Below are 17,129 nucleotides of genomic sequence, written 5' to 3'. Positions count from 1 at the left end.
TACTTTATTTAGACCTTAATTTTCGTTTCCAGGCAAAGGACACCGTATGAGCCATGTTGCGCCGTCGATTGCGCAAGAAGATGACGCTAAATCAACAGCATGGCAGTATGCCGTTGCAGGTGCTCGGGACCTGAGAATTGACTTTATGCGCGGAATAGCCCTCGTCATGATGGTCGTTGCGCATACGGAGGTAATGTCGGTATTTAATATATTCTCCTGGGAGCGTTTTGGGCTCACCACCGGTGCAGAAGGTTTTGTTATTCTCTCTGGTTTTATGCTGGGGATGCTGAATCGCGCGCGTCTGCAAAAAGTGGTTTTGCTCACGGTTTCCTGGGGGCTTTATCTCAGGGCATGGAAAATATATCGTGTAAATATCATTATCATAGTGTCATTTATTCTTCTGTCCTATATCCCACATATTAATCTTTTCGAGGTCACTCATTTTACCGACCGATTTTCGGGTGAAAGCTGGTCGCTTTATCCGGTTACGCCGCAAATAAAAGAGACCTGGTTCAACATTATTCTCTATTTGCAGATTGGCCCCCATCAGACGCAAATTCTGGGGCTGTATATCTTTTTGCTGCTCCTCAGCCCGCTTTTTTTGGGGATGCTACAGAAGGGTAAAGTCTGGTGGCTGCTGGGGCTGTCGCTGCTGGTGTACAGCCTGTGGCAACGGTGGCCGCTCCGGCTGACGCCGTCGGAATTTGAATTCGCCTTTCCGCTGCTCGCCTGGCAGTTCATCTTTGTGCTGGGTATGGCCAGCGGCTGGTATAAAGCCGAACTGATCTCTTTCGCACGCACGCCAGCAGGTAAAGTGGTGGTGGTTGCGCTGGTGATGGTGGCGCTCATTCTGGGGTTCGTCGCCCAGAACCATACCAACCCGTTTATGCCACCCGCGCTGCTGATGCACGTGATCCCGCCTGACAGCTTCAATACCTTTTATCACACCTGGGCGGCGAAAAATGGGCTGGGCCCGGTGCGGGTGTTAAACGATATCGCCCTGATGGTCACCGTCTATCTGGTGCTGACCTGGTGCTGGGTGCCGCTCAACCGCCTGCTGGGGTGGTTCCTGATCCCGCTAGGCCAGCACTCGCTTTATACTTTCATTTTGCATGTGTACGTGGTGCTGCTGGTGAGTCAGTTCATCACCTTCGATTTATGGCGTCATGCCTGGATAGAAAATACGGTAGTGCATGCTGCGGCACTGGGCATTTTGTGGATCATGGCAAAATACAACGTCGCCGCACGCTGGATACCTAACTAAGGATGGCGGTTATGCGCGAAAAATGGCTCCTGGCGGGCGTCTTACTCGCCGCAATTCCCGCGGCGGATGCAGCGCAAAGCAATGAGAAAGAGACGTTGCGCGATAAGAATGACGAACCTGTTCAGGCTGGCGTCTTTACCAGCCGGTGGGGGCGTTTGTTCTCGGGGAATGACAAGAAATTCTCTGGTGCCCTGAGCTTTAGTTCGGGGCTGAAAGAGCAAATGGTGAGCGTGCCCAATAGCTCGGACAGTGCCGCGCAGGAGAAAAAAATTAACCAGACGCTGAATCTTAGTCTTCAGTATTCCCCCTACAGCTTCTGGTTTGCCAACATTACCTCCCGGTTGCCGATCAGAGATACCAACCGCTACACCGCGGATTTTCGCTACAGCTTCGGCTATGACGACTGGCACGCCAATACGGTTAGCCTGGTATACGGCAACTACGGCGATAACCACTTCTGGACGTCGGGGAGCCGAAGACACACCTATTTCGAACAGGGTGCCTTTACGCTGGCCTATAAGTTTTCGCTACCGAAACCGGTTGAAAACACGCTCCTGATTAATAAAGGGGACTCTATTATTTGCCAGGTCGGGTACAGCTGGGTTCCGCGCTACTACGACCTTAGCAGCGATGACATCCGCAAAAATAAAAACGTCATGCTCGGCGGCTGCGGCTATACCTTCAAACAACACTTCTTCGTTCGCGCAACAGCGTTCTGGTTCCCGGACAGCAGCCAGCAGCAGCCCTGGAACGGCGATTACAGCTACAGCTTCGGCTATGCGGGCTATACGCCGGGATCGTTTTCCGTCCAGTACGCTAACTACGCGGGAACCCGCTATCCGGGGCATGGGAACGGTAATGCAAAATTCAGGGAAGGGACCGTGAGTCTCATCTGGTTCTTACCGCTATAGGAGGGATGTATGTCAGCGCTGCACGTGTTAATCGTTGAAGATTCGCTGATTTATCGTCGGTTGCTCTCCCGAATGCTCACCCAGTGGGGCTATATCGTGAGCGAGGCGGAAAATGGCGTCGCCGCGCTGGAAATATTGTCCAGCCAGCCGGTCAGCATGGTGATAAGCGACTGGGAGATGCCGGAAATGGACGGTCTCACGCTCTGCCAGACGATACGCAACCGTCAGTTTGGCCGCTACGTGTATGTCATCCTGCTGACGGCACGCGAAAATGCCGGGGATTTAACGCAGGGTTTTGATGCGGGGGCGGATGATTTTTTAAGCAAGCCTGTCGAACAGGCTGAGCTACGTGCGAGGCTCCACGCCGGGGTACGTATTTTGACGCTGGAAGCGACCCTCGCGGCGCACAACAAGCGCCTGAGTGAAGCGTTACACCAGATTGAAAAGGATCTTGAGCTAGCGGCGCGCGTTCAGCACTCGGTTCTGCCTTCACACCGCTTGCGCTTCGGGGACTACTTTTCCGACTGGCTTTTCATGCCGTCTGCCTGGGTATCGGGCGATGTCTTCAATATTTTTCCTCTGGACTCTCATCTGGGGTTCTACTGCGTTGACGTGTCCGGTCACGGCGTGGGGGCCGCGATGATGTCCCTCGCCGTGGCGCGTCAGTTCCTGCACGGCCGGGTGGTGGACCGTTTTTTGTTTACCGCAGAGGGCGGCATTCAGTCGCCTGCTGAGGTCATCAGAATATTGAACAGCCGCTTTTGCAGTGAAGAAAACGACATTACCAGCTATTTCACCATCATCTACGGCGTGATCGACCCCGTCAGTGGTCAGGGACTGTTGTGTCAGGCGGGGCATCCTACCCCCGTGATTGTGAATGCAGACAATGCCGTCACTTACGTTGGCGAGGGTGGGCCGCCTGTGGGACTGATGCCCGAGCTCAGCTGGGAGGATGTCGCTTTTACCCTCAATCCAGGGGATCGCTTATGCTTATTCAGTGACGGCATCACGGAGTGTGAGAATAGCGAGGGCGAGCAGTTTGGCTCGCAACGTCTCGAACGCTGGCTTCATCAGCATGTCCGGCTGCCGGTTGACGAACTCTTGCCGCGGTTCGGTGACCACCTGACCGACTGGCGCAACGCAAATCGTGATGAACCGACCGCCTTAACCGATGACGTTTCACTGTTAGTGATCGAGCGTCAGGGAGAACAGAATGATTATTAACACTGAACGATTACCGCATGCCAACATTCTCACACCAGCGGTCCGGCGGCTGGATGCGTCCATTGCCGCGGCGTTTAAGGCCTCTGTCACGGAAGAGATTGGCAGCGATCGTAAAGCCTTAATTGTCGACTTTAGCAAAGTGGACTTTATCGACAGCAGCGGGCTGGGGATGCTGGTGTCGTTGTTTAAGCTGATGAACGGGAAAGGCGAAATGGCTTTATGTTCCCTGAACCCCGGGATCATGAATATGTTCACCCTGACCCGGATGGATCGCATATTCCGCATCTATCCGGATAAAAACAGCGCGCTCGCGCAGCTGGGGCAGTAGATGCAGACGCCGGAGCATGCAGAATTTCCGGCGGCGCTCGTTTCCCTGACGCCGCTGGCCGGCTGGCTGGGAGACAGGCTGGGCGCGCTTGCCGTTGACGATGAGTGGCGTTTCGCGCTCGATCTGGCCGTCTGTGAAGCGGCGACGAATATCATCCGGCACGCGCTGCATGAGGATGCCGAACGCGTGTTCAGCGTACAGTTCGACATCCGGAACCATAATGTCTGCGTCGTCTTTACCGACGCGGGTGATGCGTTCCCGCTGGAGCGGCTTGAGGCCGCCCGACGAGACCGCTTCTGCGAAATTTCGCCGTTATTGGAGAGCGGCAGGGGGCTGATGCTCATTTTGCTGAGCGTCGATCGCTTCTCGGTGGAGCGAAAGGCGGATAAAAATATTGCCACGCTTGAAAAGAAAATAAGCGTATGACCTGCTGGCCATACGCCCGAAATTTTTCCTATTTCTTATCAGCGAACAGCTCCGGCGCCCACGGACGCGGATCCACCTCCATAAACGGCGCGCGCTCGAAGCGGTCCTTCAGCGCCCACGGCACCGTGCAGTCGAAGATGGTCTTGCAGGAGATGCCGTTTGCGCGAATCGAGGTGCTGTAATCCGGCGACTGCGACGGATCCAGCTGGTGGCCGCGGATCCCCGGAATATTCGTGATGCTGACATCACCCTGCATGCGGGTGGTCATCGCCCACAGGATGTCATCGCTGTCGAAAATATCCACGTCTTCATCGACAAGAATAATGTTCTTCAGCTCCGAATAGGTAGCTAAGGCGATAAGCGCCGCCTGGCCCTGACGTCCTTCGTCTGACGGCTGGCGTTTTTTCACCTGCAGGATACCGAGGAACTTGCCGCCGCCCGCGGTATGCGCATAGACATTTTGCAGGAAGCCCGGAATCGCCTCTTCAACGGCATTGCGGATGCTGGCCTCCGTCGGCAAACCGGCCAGCGTGGTATGTTCTTCTCCCGGTCCCACCAGCGTTTGCAGGATTGCGTGATGACGCATGGTCACCGCTTTCACTTTGATCACCGGCAGGGACGGGTTTGCCTCGCCGCAGTAGCCCGGGAACTCCGGCATCGCGTGGCCGGTATTGGTGTGCTGATCTTCTCTCACGCGCACGCCAGGGAGCAGTTCACCTTCGATGATGATTTCCGCCCGCGCGATCGCTTTCTCTTTTACCGCCACGCCCTGCACCAGCTCGACCGGCTGCTGGCGCAGCGCCCCGGCAACGCCCAGCTCGTTGTAGCCAAACGGCGTGGTGGGGGCCTCAAAGCACGCGCCGATATAGATGGCGGGATCGAGACCCATATTGATCGTCACCGGCAACGGTTTTCCGGCCTCTTCCGCCTTTTTGCGGAAGACTTCGATATGCCGACCGGCGGCAAGGAACATCGAAAGCTCGTCGCGCTCCTGGACGCAGAGGCGGTGAATGGTCACATCTGTGAGCGAGCTATCCTCAGGATCGCTTGCCAGCACCAGCCCCAGACAGAAGAACGGGCCTGCATCAATCGGCGTGTTTGTCGGTGCCGGAAGCAGCTTGCGCAGGTCGAAGTCTGGGTCGTCCGCGTAGAAGACCTGTTCCTGGCAGGGCGCCTGCGAGGCCGGAACGACAACCGGCGCAACCGGCTTTTTCACCGCCTGGCCGACGTGTTTTGCCAGTTCAGAGGGCTCGCAGCCCAGAAGCAGCGCCGCGCGCTCGCGGCTGGCGTGCATGCCCACCAGGATGCGGGAGTCCGGATAGCCCTTCACGCTGTTAAACATCATGGCCGGGCCCGTACGGGTGGGACGTTTTACCGTGCCGCCCGCGCCAATATGACGGTAGACTCCCGCCAGCTCCGCGTTGGGATCGACCGGATAATCGGTTTTAAGATACTGCCCTTCGTGGCGCTGAAGCAGGGCGATGGCGCTGCGGAGATCGTTGATCGGGTTTTCCATATTTTCCTCCCTCGGTTGAATACCTCCATTTTTATGGTAATGACCAATAGCATCAATTGCATCATTACTGCTAAATTGATAAGTAAATTCATATCAAAAAAAGGAGGCGTTCCGTGCAGTTTCGTCAGATGCGCCATTTCATCGTCGTTGCCGAAGAGCTCCACATGCACCGGGCCGCCGAGCGTCTGAACATGGCGCAACCGGCGCTGAGCCAGCAGATAAAGGCGCTGGAAGAACGTTTAGGCGTCACGCTCTTTAGCCGGGCGAACCGCCGCTTAACCCTGACGCCCGCGGGCGAAGCGTTTCTGGTGAAAGCCAGGCTCGCCATATCCCTGACCGAACAGGCGGTTCTGGACGCCAGGCAAACGGCAAGGGGCGAGCAGGGGGTGTTAAACCTGGGATGCGTGTCGAGCGCGATGTTCGACGGCAGGCTGCCCGCCGCGCTGCGCCAGATGCATACGCGCTGGCCGGCTATTACCATGTCGCTGGTGACGGGAAACGTGCAGACGCTCTACGCGGCCGTGCAAAGCAACCAGCTCGATGTGGCCATTATCCGGGCGCCGCTGCCGTCGCTGCCTGACGATCTGCAAAGCCGCCCGTTCACCGCCGAGAAAACGGTGCTGGCGCTATATCGTCAGCATCCGCTGGCGGGATCTTCCGCGCTGACGCTTTCGTCGGTGAAGGATGAAAAATGGATCTCCCTTCGCGACCCGGAGGGAATGGGGCTGGAACAGTACTTTTATGACGCCTGCAGCGGGGCGGGCTTTCAGCCGAACGTGGTGCAAAACGCGACCGACGTGCCCACGGTGATAAGCCTGGTCTCGGCAGGGTTTGGGCTGGCGCTGCTGCCCGCCTCGGCAAAGGCGGTGAGCGTCGAAAATGTGGTTTACGTGGACATCCTTGACCGGCTGCGGGAAAGCGAACTTACGCTGGTTTGCCACCGGATTATCCGATCAGAAGTGCTTAAAAAGTTTCTGGCAACCCTCGATCACGCCTGACGTCCGGCGGCCTGCAGCAGCTGCTCGCGCAGCCAGGCGTTCGCCGGGTCCTGGCTGTTTTTCGGGTGCCAGTACATGTAGATGGTTATCGGCTGGAGCGGCAGCGGCGGCGGAAAAATATCCAGCGAGCTGGCAAACTGTCGCAGCATCCGTTCCGGTAAGGTGCACACAAGGTCAGTACCGGCGACAAGCGCAGGCGCCACGGCGTAGCTCTGCGTAGACATCGCGACGTGTCGCTGATAGCCCAGCCCGGCCAGGGTTTGATCGACAAAGCCGGTAAACGGATCCCCCGCCGATGACACCACCAGATGAGAAAGCGCGCAGTAGCTTTCCAGGTCTAACGCACCGGTCCCGCGCGGATGACCTTTGCGCTGGGCGGTGGCAAACGCGTCGTCGAGCAGTTTGCGCCTTACCCAGCCGTCATGGGCACCGGCGCTCACGCCGATGTAGATATCGACATCACCGTTTTCCAGCTGCTGCGGCAGTTCGGCCATCTCCGGCAGGGCGAAGCGCAGGCGGATACCGGGAGCATCGTTGCTCACCTGGTTAAGCAGCCCGGTGCCCAGCATCAGTGCCGGGTTTTCATGCAGAGCGATCGCAAAGGTCCGGCGGCTGGTGGCGGCATCAAACGCGATGGGGGCAAACATCGCGCTGATGCCGCGCAGCACGCTCTCCACCTGAGGCTTAAGCGCTTCCGCTCTCGGCGTGGGCAACACCCCGCGTCCATGTGGGGAGGGGATAAACAGCGGTTCGCCAAACAGCGTTCGCAGACGCGCGAGACGGGCGGAGAGCGCGGGCTGGCTGATGCCAAGCCGCGCGGCCGCATGGGTGATATTCCTGTCCTGAAGCAGCGCGTCCAGGGTCAGGATCAGGTCTATGTCCATGCCAGAGAGGGGCGTCATCTTATTTCGCGCTGCTGGCGTCCCGGTTGGTATAGGTCACAGGGACCCAGGCATAGCCGCCGTTTTCGCCTTTGGTGACATAGCCGATACCCGGGAACGGCAGATGGGGCGCGGCAACCAGGTCTTTATTTTTCACAAAGTCCGCAAACGCATGTTCGCGCACGCTTGCAGCTTTGCTCTGATCTTCATCGTAGGTAATGGTCACGTCGGGCTGCGGGAACTGAACCGCCGCGGCATGAATGATGTCGCCGACAAAGGTGATCTTCTCGCCTTTGCTTGTCAGCGTGTAGAAGGCTGAGCCCGGCGTATGGCCGGGATGAACCGTGCCGGTCAGCCCCGGGAGAATGTCAGATGTGCCGCTAAACGGCACCACTTTACCGGCGTCAAGATAGGGTTTTAAGGTCTTCTGCGCGACGACAAAGTAGTTCTTGCCGTAGCCGGTTTTTTTCTGATTCTCGTCGTTAAAGAAAAAGTCGACGTCCGGTTTGCCAACAAAAACGCGCGCGTTGCTGAACACCATCTTGCCGTCTTTCACCAGGCCGCCCGCGTGATCGGAGTGGGCGTGGGTCAGCAGGACTTCAGTAATGTCCTCGGGTTTAATCCCCTGCGTGGCGAGGCTTTCAATCAGACGTCCGCCGTTGCCGGGGCCAAAGAGCTGGCCTGATCCCGTATCTACCAGAATTTTATGTCCGGGCATCGCAATCAGGAACGCGTTGATGGACACCTCAGGCGGGTTGGTCTGGAAATTTTTCGCGAGCAGCGCATCAATTTTTTGCGGCGTTGTCCGGCGCAGCAGCTTGTGCAAATCCTGCGCGACGGTCCCGTCCGTAAACGAGGTCACCAGAACGTCGCCGACCTGAACGCTGTATCCGCCCGCCGGTTGTTTAACGACGTGCTGAGGCGTTTCTGCCGACGCCTGAAGCGCAGGGTAGAAAAGCAATGAACTGGAAATAAGCGTGGACAGAGCAAGTTTTTTCACGGTAAGCATACGAGTCTCCTTTGAAAGCGCTCATCTTACTTCTTCGTAAAATTATAAGAACCTGCCCAGAAATGATAGGACCTATAAACGCGGTGGATAGCATAGCGAAGAGGCCGGGTGGCGGTGATGCCTTTCCCGGCGCGTAAAACGTTATTTTTTCAGCGGCGCGTTCCAGCTGTCCGGCGTGGCTTTGGACCAGGCGCCATAAGCGGCATTAGGCAGCACAATCCAGTCGTTACCGAAGTGTTCCGCGCTGGCCTCAACCAGCTCGCGCTGCTGCTCGCTCGGCTTTTTGTTTTTAAACTGCACGGCGAAATCCGGCAGGCTGTCGCCAAACAGCATTACGATCTGCTGTTTTTTGAGGATGCTCTGGCGACGCTCTTCCTTGCTGACCGTATCCAGAAGCACGCTTTCATCGGACACCTGCGGAAGTCCCAGGGCTTTTAACGTCCTGAGCGTATCGGCTTTATTTTCCTGCATGCGGTCCGAGACGTAATAGATACGGACCTTGCTTTGATTCACATGGTCAAGAAACGCCTTCGCGCCCGGAATTAAGCCGGGTTTACCCTGTTTCTCCCAGTCGCTCCAGGTGTCCCATTTTGTAAAGTCGTGACACTGCTCCGTGTCGCGCACCAGCAGAGGGGTGTTATCCAGCACCGTTTCATCCAGGTCCATTACCACGGCGTAATTTTCAGGCGTTTTCAGATCTTTTAACTTTTCGTTGAAACGCTCGGTGGCAAACCGATACGTCTGCAGCTGAAGAGCCATAATCTCTGCCGATTTCTGCTGATAGCGCAGCGCCATTTCGTACGCTTTGGGTTCACACAGGTCGCGCCCGGCGGCCGTCGCCGCTGCCGTTGCACTCAAAACAGGTAATGCCAGCAGTAATGCCTTAGCCATTGAATTCACACTTCTTTCCTCAACACCGTGGTTAAAATCCCGAAAGCGTAATGAAATTCAATGACAGAAATATGAAGGCTGCATTGCTAGACCAGCATGTAATACCAGAACAGGGCGACCTCGTCTTTTTCCGGTAAGGCGTTATAGAGAAAACGATCGTATCCACCCAGGGTGAACCCGTAGTTACGGTAGAACAGGCAGGCAGAGACGTTCACATTTTGTGTTTCAAGCCGTAATCCCGGCGCGTTTACGCTGCGGGCCCAGACGTGGGCGGCGGCCATCAATTTTTGTGCGGCGCCGGTTCTGCGTTTTGTACGCTCAACGGCGATATAATCCACTGAGATAAATTTATTCCAGCCAATTGAAGCGGTAATAAATCCGGCTATTTCACCGTCATCCGTTTCGGCGATAAGAAATATGGCGTCCGGATTAACGCAGTGGTTTTCAAGAGTTTGAATGTCGAGTTCGTAGGTTTTAATCCAGGGCTCGGTGACGGCTTCGATATGCAAATCACAGTGGATAAAGGGCTCTCGCGCAATGTGGCTAATGGTGAAAGAAAAGTCACAGCATTCAAGACGTACGAGGTCAGTATTTAATCCTTTTCGAATCTGCATAATTTTCCCGGTAGTGAGTTATTTCATAAAGAATAGACGAAGCGGTTAAATCCGCTGGGCTAACACACTTTCAATCCTGAACTAAGCTTGTACTTCGTTCCGCGTAAAATGTGGGTCATTCGAGGACAATGAATGGAATTCAGGACATTTCAAAAGCAGTGGGGTGCTGAGTTTATTTCCAATGACGTAGTACGTTTTCGCGTCTGGGCAGAAGGACAGAAAGAACTTACGCTACGTCTGGCTACCGCCGACGTGCCGATGACGGCAACCGGCGGCGGCTGGTTCCAGGCGGATGTACCCGGCGTCACGCACGGTGCAGAATATCAATTTGTTCTTCAGGACGGCATGACGGTGCCCGATCCCGCCTCGCGCGCGCAAAAGGGCGAGGTTAACGGCCCCTCCGTCGTAATCGATCCCCGACGCTATCAGCCGGTCAACCGGGACTGGGCAGGGCGGCCGTGGGAAGAGACGGTTATCTATGAACTGCACGTTGGCACCTTCACCCCGGAGGGCACCTTCCGGGCGGCCATCGACAAGCTGCCGTATCTGGCAGAACTCGGTATTACCCAGCTTGAAGTGATGCCCGTCTCCCAGTTTGGCGGAACACGCGGCTGGGGGTATGACGGCGTGCTGCTGTATGCCCCGCACGCCGCCTACGGCACGCCGGAGGATTTCCACGCGCTTATCGACGCCGCGCACGGGCTGGGGCTTTCCGTGGTGCTGGATATCGTGCTCAACCACTTTGGCCCTGAGGGGAACTATCTGCCCCTGCTGTCGCCCGGTTTTTTCGATGCGGATCGGATGACGCCGTGGGGCAACGGCATCGCTTACGAGCGCGGTCCGGTGAGACAGTACATCACCGACGCACCGCTTTACTGGCTGACGGAGTATCGTCTGGATGGGTTACGTTTTGATGCCATCGACCAGATTAAAGACACCTCGGATACGCATATTCTTGAGGAGATCGCCGCGAAGATCCGCGAGGCAATCCCGCACCGTCACGTTCACCTGACCACGGAAGACAGCCGCAACGTGATTTTCCTGCATCCGCGCGATGAACAGGGCAACACGCCGCTGTTCACCGCCGAGTGGAATGATGACTTCCACAATGCTGCCCACGCGTTTGCTACCGGCGAGACCCACGCGTATTACCAGGATTTTGCCTTTGAGCCGGAGAAAAAGTTTGCCCGGGCGCTGGCGGAAGGCTTTGTCTACCAGGGCGAAATTTCGCTGCAAACCGGTGAATCCCGCGGGGTGGAGTGCCAGACGCAGCCGCCGCAGTTCTTCGTCGATTTTATTCAAAACCACGATCAGACCGGGAATCGCGCCCAGGGCGAGCGGCTTATCACCCTTGCGGGGGCCGATAAGACGCGGGTGCTGCTTGCCGCGCTGCTGCTTTCCCCCCATATCCCGCTGCTGTTTATGGGCGAGGAGTTTGGGGAAACGCATCCTTTCCTGTTCTTTACCGATTTTCACGGCGATCTGGCAAAGGCGGTGCGGGAAGGGCGCGCAAAAGAGTTTACCGGCCACGCCGGGCACGATGAAACCGTCCCGGATCCGAATGACGTGAACACCTTCGTTCGCTCAAAGCTTGACTGGAATAAGATTGCCACCGACGAAGGCAAAACGTGGCTGCGCTTCACGCGCCACCTGCTGACGCTGCGTCATCGCCATATCGTTCCGCTTCTGCGTCATGGCGGCACCGTTCAGGGCAAGGTGATCACGACCGCGCCCGGCATGGTGGCGGTGGGCTGGCGCTTCCCGGCTGGGACGCTCTCTCTGGCGCTCAATATCGGCAATAAGCCCGTCGCGCTGCCCGATCTCGCGGGTGAGACGCGCTTTTCCTGGCCGGAAGTCACTGACGTTTTACCGCCGAACGGCATTGTCGTTCGCTTTGCTGATGGAGAAGCATCGTTATGATCCCTTCCGCCACGTACCGTATTCAGTTCCGCAATGGCATGACGTTTGACCGCGTTGCGGCGCTGGTGCCGTATCTGAAAGATCTCGGTATCAGCCACCTCTACGCGTCGCCCGTGTTTACCGCCACAGCGGGTTCCACCCACGGCTATGACGTCACCAACCCGAATGAAATCGACCCCGCGATCGGCGGACTAGAGGGATTTGACCGCATGGCCGCGGCGCTTAAGCAGGCCGGTATGGGGCTGATTCTGGATATTGTCCCGAACCATATGTCCACCTCGCTGGAAAACCTCTGGTGGCGGGACGTGATTGAATACGGCCAGCAGAGCCGCTATTTCCGCTATTTCGATATCGACGGCTCGCGCCCGCTTACGCTGCCGTTCCTCGGCGACACCTTTGAGGCGGAGCTGGAGAAGGGAGCTATCACCTTAAAACGTGACCCTGTCACGAAAAAGGCCGCGCTGGTCTACTATGACGCCGAGTATCCGCTCAACCCGGGTACGTACAGCGAGGATAAGAACATCGCTGAACTGCATGACGCGCAAAGCTGGCGGCTGATGTCCTGGCGGGAGGCGCCGAAGCAGCTCTCGTGGCGGCGCTTCTTTGAGATCACCGGGCTGGTCGGCGTTCGGGTTGAAGATGACGCGGTCTTCGACGATTCGCACCGGCTGATCCTGGAGTTGGTCCACGCGGGCGTGGTGGACGGCCTGCGCATTGACCATGTCGACGGCCTTGCCGATCCGCTGGGCTATCTGCAGCGCCTGCGGCAGAAAACCGGACCCGACTGCTACATCACGGTTGAAAAAATTCTCGCCCGGGGAGAACAGATCCCCGCAGACTGGCCGGTATCCGGCACCACCGGCTACGAGTTTATCGCCTCGCTGGCGGAAGTGCTGGTCGACGACGCTAACCTGTCACGCCTGGAGACCATCCACGAGGAGACGCTGGGAATAACGATCGATCGGCACGCCGAGCTGCGCGATGCTAAAGGCCTGATGACCGATCGCAATTTTGAGGGCGAATTCACCACGCTGCTAAACCTTGCTGACGATCTGGCCCGCCGCAATGAGGTTGCGCTGCCGCGCGAGGATATCCGCCACGCGCTGCGCGAGCTGCTTATCGCCTTTCCGGTCTACCGCACCTACGGCACCCGGGAGGGATTAACTCCGCCTGACGTGGCGCTGCTCAACCGCGTGGTCGCCAGCGTGGAGACGTCTGAAGCGGCGCTGAGCCTGATTGTGCGCATACTTACCGGCGACCTGCCGGAAGATTGTCGCGAGTCCGCCGCGCTTTTCAGAACCCGCTTCCAGCAGCTTACCGGGCCGCTGATGGCGAAGTCGGTGGAGGACACGCTGTTCTTCCGCCACAACCTGGAGCTGGCGCTCAATGAAGTGGGCGCCGACCCGACGCCGCGCGCGTTTTCCTTATCCCGCTTCCACCAGGAGATGCGTATTCGTCTCGCCCGTCAGCCCGACGCGCTGCTGGGCACCTCCACGCACGATACCAAGCGCGGGGAAGACGCCCGGGCGCGCCTTTACACCCTGACGGAGGCGCCGGAACGGTGGGGTGAAAACCTGGCCCGCTGGCGACAGATGAACCAGACCCAGGTGCGTTTTCTCAATGACGGTACCGCGCCTAACGCCGCCGATACGTGGATGATCTATCAGGCGCTGGCGGGCGTCTGGCCCGCCGCGCAATCACCGGACGACGCCGAAGGGCTTAAATCATTGGAAGAACGTTTTCTTGGTTTCCTCGAGAAAGCGCTGCGCGAGGCAAAACAGCGCACCGACTGGATCGACAGCAACGAGAGCTATGAGAGCGTGGTGTTGAGCTACGCGCGTCACCTGCTTTCGCCGGACAACACCCTGTTCCTGCATGATTTCAGCGAGGCGATGCAGCCCTTTATCCGGGCCGGGATGATGAACAGCCTTAGCCAGACGGTGATCAAGCTGACGGCTCCCGGCGTGCCGGATATCTATCAGGGCAGCGAGGCGCTCAACTTTAGCCTCGTCGACCCGGATAACCGACGGGAGCCGGACTTCCCGACCCTGGTGCACAACCTCAGCGCGGCGGATGCCTCGGTGTTTGACAACCCGGCCTGCTGGCGAGACGGGCGCGTTAAACAGTTCGTCACCGCCACGCTGTTACGGCTGCGTCCGCATTACGCCGCGCTTTTCCGCTATGGCGACTGGCTGCCGCTTAAGGTCAGCGGCGAGCGCGAGGAGAACCTGATTGCCTATGCGCGCGTTAAGGACGACGAGGCGCTAATTGTTGCCGTGCCGCGTCTGGTTTTTGGTGTCACCGGCAACGAAACGCTGTGGGTTAATACCACGGTAGCGATACCCGACGAACTGGCCGGGAAGCGCTATCGGGATCTGTTCAGCGGTGAAAGCCGCATTCTGCAAGAGACGCTGGATTTAACGTCAGAAAAGGGATGTGTACTGGTTCTGCTTACCTGCGAATAATCGTGGAGAACGAAAATGGCAAAGGATACTACGTTTGAAATTCGGGCCGGTCATGGCCAACAGTTGGGTGCTAATTATGACGGAAAGGGAGTCAACTTCGCGCTGTTCTCCGCTCACGCCGAACGGGTGGAGCTCTGTCTGTTTGACCCGTCCGGGAAAACCGAAATCGCCAGGCTGGAACTGCCGGAATATACCCATGAGGTCTGGCACGGCTATGTGCCCGATCTGAAGCCCGGTGCGCTGTACGGCTATCGCGTCTACGGCCCTTACGACCCGGAAAACGGTCACCGCTTCAACCCGCACAAGCTGCTTATCGACCCCTACGCCCGCGAACTGGTGGGCGATATCGACTGGAACGACGCCCATTTCGGCTATGAGCTGGGGCATGATGAACTGGACCTCAGTTTTGACACGCGCGACAGCGCGCCGTTCACGCCGAAATGCAAGGTCATCGACCCGGACGCCTTTGACTGGCAGGACAACAGCCGGCCCAACGTGCCCTGGCCGCATACGGTTATCTATGAGAGCCACGTGAAGGGTTTTACCCAGATGAACCCGGCCATTCCGCCCGAGCTGCGCGGAACGTTTGAGGGGATGGGGCACAAAGCCTCGGTCGACTACATCAAGAGTCTTGGCATCACCTCGGTGGAACTGCTGCCGGTTCACTGGTTCCCGGACGACCAGCATCTGCTCGACCGTGGCCTGAAGAACTTCTGGGGCTATAACACGCTCGGCTTTTTTGCTCCGGCGTCGCGCTACTACGGCCCGGCGGGGATCCAGGGCTTTCGCGACATGGTACGCGCGTATCACGATGCGGGCATCGAGGTGATTCTGGACGTGGTGTACAACCACACGGCGGAAGGAAATGAGCTTGGCCCCACGCTCTCGTTTAAGGGGATTGATAACTACAGCTATTACCGCACCCTGCCGGACCAGCACCGGTACTACATCAACGACACCGGGACGGGAAACACGGTCAACACCTCGCACCCGCGCGTGCTGCAGATGGTGATGGACTCCCTGCGCTACTGGGCGGAGTCGATGCATATTGACGGTTTTCGTTTCGACCTGGGGACGATTCTTGGCCGCGAGCCCGAAGGGTTTGACCCGCGCGGCGGTTTCTTCGACGCCATATCGCAGGATCCGGTGTTATCGAGACTCAAGCTGATTGGTGAACCCTGGGATATTGGCCCCGGCGGGTATCAGGTCGGCGGTTTCCCGCCGGGCTGGGGGGAGTGGAACGACAAATACCGCGATACCGTTCGCGAGTACTGGAAGGGCGATAACGTCTCTACCGATTTTGCCGCGCGTCTGCTCGGCTCCGGCGATCTGTACGATCTGCGCGGGCGTCGTCCGTGGGCCAGCGTCAACTTCATCACCGCTCACGACGGCTTTACGCTGAATGACCTGGTGTCGTACAACGAAAAGCATAACGCCGACAACGGTGAGGACAATAACGACGGGCATAACGATAATCGCTCGTACAACTATGGCGAAGAAGGGCCGACGGAGAACCCGGATATTATTGCCACCCGCGAGCGGCAGAAGCGTAATTTCCTGACCACGCTGCTGTTTTCCCATGGCACGCCGATGCTGCTGGCCGGGGACGAGTTTGGCCGCACGCAGAAGGGCAACAATAACGGCTACTGCCAGGACAGCGAGATCTCCTGGATCGACTGGAAGGGGCTCTCCGAAAACGACGCCGCGCTGCGCGAGTTCACCCGACGGCTTATTGCCCTACGCGCATCGCAGCCGTTATTGCGTCGTGAAAGCTGGCGCGACGGGCTGGAGATCCGCTGGTTCAATGCCGGAGGCGGTCCGCAGCAGGCCGAGCAGTGGGATGAAGGCTCGACGCTCGGGGTCTCCATCAGCAGGCCGGATCTCAGGCAGGAGGACGGCATCTGGCACGACGTGCTGATGCTGTTCAACCCGTTTGAAGGCACCGTGCCGTTCCAGATCCCGCAGTTTGGCGAAGGGGGATGGGTGCTGGAACTGTCTACGGCAGATGACGCCGCCGCCGGGACAGCGATCACCGACACCGTAGAGTACGAACTGGCTGGACGCAGTATTACCCTCTTCAGACGACCTTAACTTTAGAGTGATGCCGCCGCGCGGGCGGCGGTGTCATACAGGGAGGAGATCGTGCGTAACAGCTGCGCGGTCTCGCCAATCGACTTCCCGGCAATGCCACTCTCCGCGTGGATTGCGATCAGACACGCCTCCCGCACGTCCCGGTACTTCATGCACAACGCTTTCCCTTCTTCGGTGGTGGAGAAAAAGAGCTCTTTGCCCGCTTTCTCGCTCGTCACATAGCCCGCTTTGACCAGCTTTTTCAGGGCGTAGGTCACCACGTGGGTATCTTCCACATTGAGAACGAAACAGATATCGGCCAGCTTTTTCTTGCGGTCGCGGTGGTTCACATGATGCAGCAGCGAGACGTCAAATGCGCCCATATCCGGTTCACCGGCTGCGGCCATGCAGCGCACCATCCATTTATTGAACGCGTTGCTGGTCATGATCAGCGCGTACTCCAGCTCTGACAGTTCCGCACAGCGCTCGGACACCAGATGGCGGGAAGAGACGATCCGGCCATCGTTGATATCGTCGCGATCGGGTGAAGCACTCTTTTTCGAGGTCATAACGTTCCTTAGCCAGAAATGTAAACTCATCGATAAAATAAGA

At 57.7% G+C, this 17,129-nt stretch carries 15 protein-coding genes; 9 read left to right on the top strand and 6 right to left on the bottom strand.

Going from position 1 to position 17,129, the window contains the following annotated elements:
- Nucleotides 1-46 precede the first annotated feature (46 nt).
- The 5 genes from opgC to KIF87_RS00540 are packed head-to-tail and all read left to right on the top strand — an operon-like array spanning nt 47 to nt 4,153.
- Entirely contained in the window at nt 47-1,264 is a 1,218-nt protein-coding gene (gene opgC, locus KIF87_RS00560) for an OpgC domain-containing protein (protein WP_213327564.1), read from the top strand.
- Nucleotides 1,265-1,275: 11 nt separating this feature from the next.
- On the top strand, nt 1,276-2,175 hold the full coding sequence (locus tag KIF87_RS00555; RefSeq protein ID WP_213327563.1) for a hypothetical protein: 900 nt from the start codon (nt 1,276-1,278) through the stop codon (nt 2,173-2,175).
- 9 nt (nt 2,176-2,184) lie between these two features.
- The gene (locus KIF87_RS00550; protein ID WP_213327562.1) at nt 2,185-3,399 is read left to right on the top strand and encodes a PP2C family protein-serine/threonine phosphatase; all 1,215 of its coding nucleotides are present in this window, start codon (nt 2,185-2,187) and stop codon (nt 3,397-3,399) included.
- The gene (locus tag KIF87_RS00545; protein ID WP_032657000.1) at nt 3,389-3,727 is read left to right on the top strand and encodes an STAS domain-containing protein; all 339 of its coding nucleotides are present in this window, start codon (nt 3,389-3,391) and stop codon (nt 3,725-3,727) included. Before KIF87_RS00550 ends, KIF87_RS00545 begins: the two co-directional genes overlap by 11 nt.
- The gene (locus KIF87_RS00540; protein ID WP_213327561.1) at nt 3,728-4,153 is read left to right on the top strand and encodes an ATP-binding protein; all 426 of its coding nucleotides are present in this window, start codon (nt 3,728-3,730) and stop codon (nt 4,151-4,153) included.
- A gap of 28 nt (nt 4,154-4,181) precedes the next feature.
- Here KIF87_RS00540 and KIF87_RS00535 read toward each other — a convergent pair whose 3' ends face one another.
- Complete coding sequence (locus KIF87_RS00535) at nt 4,182-5,669, bottom strand: UbiD family decarboxylase (protein ID WP_213327560.1); 1,488 nt, start codon at nt 5,667-5,669, stop codon at nt 4,182-4,184.
- A 113-nt stretch (nt 5,670-5,782) separates the two neighbouring features.
- Here KIF87_RS00535 and KIF87_RS00530 point away from each other — a divergent pair, with 113 nt between their 5' ends.
- Nucleotides 5,783-6,667, top strand: a complete 885-nt coding sequence (locus KIF87_RS00530) for a LysR substrate-binding domain-containing protein (protein ID WP_213327559.1) — start codon at nt 5,783-5,785, stop codon at nt 6,665-6,667.
- On the opposite strand, the gene KIF87_RS00525 is transcribed toward KIF87_RS00530, so the two are convergent.
- The 4 genes from KIF87_RS00525 to KIF87_RS00510 all read right to left on the bottom strand — a co-directional run bounded on the left by KIF87_RS00525 (nt 6,658) and on the right by KIF87_RS00510 (nt 10,062).
- Nucleotides 6,658-7,569 (bottom strand): LysR family transcriptional regulator, encoded by a 912-nt coding sequence (locus KIF87_RS00525; protein WP_213327558.1) that lies wholly within the window; start codon nt 7,567-7,569, stop codon nt 6,658-6,660. The two genes, KIF87_RS00530 and KIF87_RS00525, sit on opposite strands and share 10 nt — an antisense overlap.
- A 1-nt stretch (nt 7,570) precedes the next feature.
- Nucleotides 7,571-8,557 carry an MBL fold metallo-hydrolase gene (locus tag KIF87_RS00520; RefSeq protein WP_213327557.1) on the bottom strand — a complete coding sequence of 329 codons (987 nt, stop codon included), beginning with the start codon at nt 8,555-8,557 and terminating at the stop codon, nt 7,571-7,573.
- Between the two features lie 141 nt (nt 8,558-8,698).
- Nucleotides 8,699-9,448: a 5'-nucleotidase, lipoprotein e(P4) family gene (locus tag KIF87_RS00515; protein WP_249665769.1), complete on the bottom strand. Its 750-nt coding sequence runs from the start codon at nt 9,446-9,448 to the stop codon at nt 8,699-8,701.
- Nucleotides 9,449-9,534: 86 nt separating this feature from the next.
- Entirely contained in the window at nt 9,535-10,062 is a 528-nt protein-coding gene (locus KIF87_RS00510; RefSeq protein ID WP_063142750.1) for a GNAT family N-acetyltransferase, read from the bottom strand.
- Nucleotides 10,063-10,194: 132 nt separating this feature from the next.
- Here KIF87_RS00510 and treZ point away from each other — a divergent pair, with 132 nt between their 5' ends.
- From treZ to glgX, 3 genes are read left to right on the top strand one after another with little or no spacing between them, the layout of a single operon-like run.
- Nucleotides 10,195-11,982 (top strand): malto-oligosyltrehalose trehalohydrolase, encoded by a 1,788-nt coding sequence (treZ, locus tag KIF87_RS00505; protein WP_213327555.1) that lies wholly within the window; start codon nt 10,195-10,197, stop codon nt 11,980-11,982.
- Nucleotides 11,979-14,447 carry a malto-oligosyltrehalose synthase gene (treY, locus tag KIF87_RS00500; RefSeq protein ID WP_213327554.1) on the top strand — a complete coding sequence of 823 codons (2,469 nt, stop codon included), beginning with the start codon at nt 11,979-11,981 and terminating at the stop codon, nt 14,445-14,447. The genes treZ and treY overlap by 4 nt, the downstream gene beginning before the upstream one ends.
- A gap of 15 nt (nt 14,448-14,462) precedes the next feature.
- Nucleotides 14,463-16,538 (top strand): glycogen debranching protein GlgX, encoded by a 2,076-nt coding sequence (gene glgX, locus KIF87_RS00495; protein WP_213327553.1) that lies wholly within the window; start codon nt 14,463-14,465, stop codon nt 16,536-16,538.
- Between the two features lie 2 nt (nt 16,539-16,540).
- Here glgX and KIF87_RS00490 read toward each other — a convergent pair whose 3' ends face one another.
- Nucleotides 16,541-17,086 carry a winged helix DNA-binding protein gene (locus KIF87_RS00490; protein ID WP_023335754.1) on the bottom strand — a complete coding sequence of 182 codons (546 nt, stop codon included), beginning with the start codon at nt 17,084-17,086 and terminating at the stop codon, nt 16,541-16,543.
- Between the last annotated feature and the right edge of the window lie 43 nt (nt 17,087-17,129).

The sequence above is a fragment of the Enterobacter sp. 120016 genome, from assembly GCF_018383635.1.
GTDB lineage: Bacteria > Pseudomonadota > Gammaproteobacteria > Enterobacterales > Enterobacteriaceae > Enterobacter > Enterobacter asburiae_D.
Note: the sequence above shows the minus strand (reverse complement) of the source record. Positions and strands in the feature narration are given on the sequence as shown.